The sequence below is a fragment of the Paenibacillus sp. 01T422 genome (assembly GCF_056398785.1).
In genome coordinates, this window is record NZ_JBFTQB010000844.1 from 1 (window position 1) to 2,867 (window position 2,867).

At 43.9% G+C, this 2,867-nt stretch carries 3 protein-coding genes; all 3 read left to right on the plus strand.

Going from position 1 to position 2,867, the window contains the following annotated elements; all coding sequences use genetic code 11:
* Positions 1-333: 333 nt before the first annotated feature.
* Positions 334-1,353, plus strand: a complete 1,020-nt coding sequence (locus tag AC1DUA_RS32250) for a CobW family GTP-binding protein (RefSeq protein ID WP_477503622.1) — start codon at positions 334-336, stop codon at positions 1,351-1,353.
* 19 nt (positions 1,354-1,372) lie between these two features.
* Positions 1,373-2,389: a permease gene (locus AC1DUA_RS32255; protein ID WP_477503623.1), complete on the plus strand. Its 1,017-nt coding sequence runs from the start codon at positions 1,373-1,375 to the stop codon at positions 2,387-2,389.
* Between the two features lie 25 nt (positions 2,390-2,414).
* Positions 2,415-2,867 (plus strand): DUF1980 domain-containing protein (locus AC1DUA_RS32260; RefSeq protein ID WP_477503624.1); only part of this gene is annotated, 453 nt, incomplete at its 3' end.

Here is a 2,867-nt window from a genome sequence, read left to right on the forward strand (position 1 = left end):
GAATATCGTTATATCCGAACTCCACCTCTTTCAAAGAAGCCACTAACATATGTACAATCCTCCCTACATGTAAAAATTACGAATAAACATTAATAAAAAAAGCAGAATCTGCTTATACATGTAATAGTGATGGCCACCGAGCAATTTAATCGTAAAATTTACTATTACTTCGACAAATATAGCCTGTTAAAAAGACGTTGTCAACAACGAATTCAACAGCTGCCTATTTTCTTGCCCATTTATTTTAAAAGCTTATCTTGCAGCTATCCTTTATTTGTACTACAATCTAATTCGTAAACATTACTTTTAAGTAATTGGAAAAGGAGTCCTCTTATGAGTAAAGTACCCGTGATCATCCTGAGTGGATTTCTAGGCAGCGGTAAGACAACTCTGCTTCTGCGCATGCTCCGAGAAGCTGCCGCCTATCACCTCATTCCAGCCGTACTTATGAATGAATTAGGGAAACAAGATGTCGATGGACATCTACTGCTGGATGCTTCTCCAGACCTCCCACTGACCAAACTGCTTGATGGCTGCATCTGCTGCAGCAGAAAAAGCGATATCCATGATTCGCTGAAACAACTATTAACTCGTAAGCCGGATGTCATTCTCATCGAATTGACCGGTGTCGCTAACCCGGAAGAAATCGTCGACGCTTTGACAGAACCTGCACTGCTGCCTCATGTAAAACTTCACAAAGTCATTACGGTTCTCGACGCTGAGCATGTGCTTGAATACAACAGTATTTTTGCTTCAGATCGCGAGCTCGTCCATACGCTTAGGAGACAAATGGAGGTTGCCGACCTTCTTCTATTGAACAAAATCGATCTTATCTCTGACAAGCAACTGAAGTCTATCGAAAAAACCGTTCATAAATTCAATCATCAGGCTTTGTTGCTGCCTACGACATACAGTCAACTGGATTTAGATATCGTTTTCGGCAGCCTCCAATCCAGACAATCACAGCTCCCAGCCACACCTACATTGCATAAAAGTTTACACATGCGCGCCGTAAAAGTTTTCAAAGAACCGCGTGAGGCTTCCAAGCCCGTCCCTTCCTTTTCACGTGTTCAAACACTTACCATCCCGATTGGAAATGATGTTGTGATCACTCCAAGCCTTGTGGAACAATATTTGGGCAAATGGGGGAAATCGCTTCTTCGCGCCAAAGGCTATTTACGAATTGGCACCAAACGCGAAGCTTATCTTCTGCAATTTGCAGGCAAACGCACGAATTGGCAACCGACAGCTTATCAAGATGAACCTTATCTTGTTCTCATAGGGCTTGATTTGGATGTGCAATTACTTGAGGATGACTGGAATAAGCGGCTGATTGCGTCTCAAACCATTTAAAATGAAGGAGCCTTTTCTAATGCCGAACACCGTATTCCGAACGAGCATGCACCTCTTGACTGCCTTTATCTTCCTCCTCATTGTCCTCATCTTTTGGAACAGAGATGTATCCTTGCCGAATGTCCTGCAGACAGAGCAAATACAAGCATTTAAAACTATATTTATAAGTATCCTATTAGAAGCGATCCCGTTCATAGTGGTAGGCGTATTGCTCTCGTCGCTGCTTCAAACGTTTGTATCTGAACAAACCATCCGTCGTTTTATTCCAAAGAATCCTATCCTCGGCATTTTGTTTGCCTGTTTGCTAGGTATCCTTTTCCCCATGTGCGAATGTGGTATGATCCCTGTCGTGCGTAGGCTTATTCTCAAAGGAATGCCTGTTTACATAGCCGTTGTGTTCATTTTAACTGGTCCCATTATTAACCCCATTGTTTTTGCAGCGACATTCATGGCGTTCCGAAATCACCCTGCTATGGCGTATTCCCGTATAGGACTAGCTTTTGCCGCCGCTGTTATCATCGGACTTATTCTCTATCGATTTGTCAAAAGTAATCCACTGCGCAATAGCCGCGCTAACTTCACGAATCAAGTTGATTGGGAGGAGCATCAGCATCAAGGAGGAGGAGGCTTCTTCAGCAAAATAAACACCTTTTTCGTGCATGCTTCTGATGAGTTTTTTGAAATGGGCAAATATCTGGTGTTTGGTTCCCTGCTTACTGCTCTGATTCAAATCTTTATGCAGCGCGAAAGCCTGCTTGCCATTGGTCAAGGCCCGATCAGCTCCCATGTGTTCATGATGGGTTTCGCCTACATTCTTTCGCTATGCTCGACCTCGGACGCCTTCGTCGCTTCGTCTTTTCAGACTTCGTTTACGTCAGGATCTCTGCTAACCTTCCTGGTATTTGGTCCCATGCTGGATTTCAAAAGCACGCTCATGCTGCTTTCGGTCTTTAAATCCAAATTTGTACTCATGCTCTCGATCTTGATTATCATTACAGTTCTCAGTTGCTCGCTGCTCGCCGAACATCTCTTATAAATTTGGCTTTCAAGGAGGAATAAAGTTGAGTCAAGCTCGTTTAATCAGTTTCCATTATTTCTTACGTACTGCGATTTTGTTGGGATTCTCAAGCTATATTGTGATCCTTACCAAATCGGATGCCCTAGCGTATTACATTGCACCACGGATGATGATATACGTAAAAGCTGCTTCCGTTATTTTGTATATCATTGCCTGCTTCCAGGGATACATGGCCTTACGCGCCTACTGGGGAAAGCCTGTCACCTGTGAATGCGAACAGCCCGTTTCCCGCTCCGTTTTAAGGAATACACTAGCCTATGGACTTTTAATTTTGCCGCTTTTAATCGGTTTTGCACTCCCAGATACGGCCTTGAGYAGTACGATGGTTGCTGCCAAAGGGATGAATCTCTCCGCTTCCAAATTGAGTCTTACTACAACGGCCGTGACACCGATAACAGCGACGACTCCAGCACCTTCAGTGTCAGTGGCTCCATCC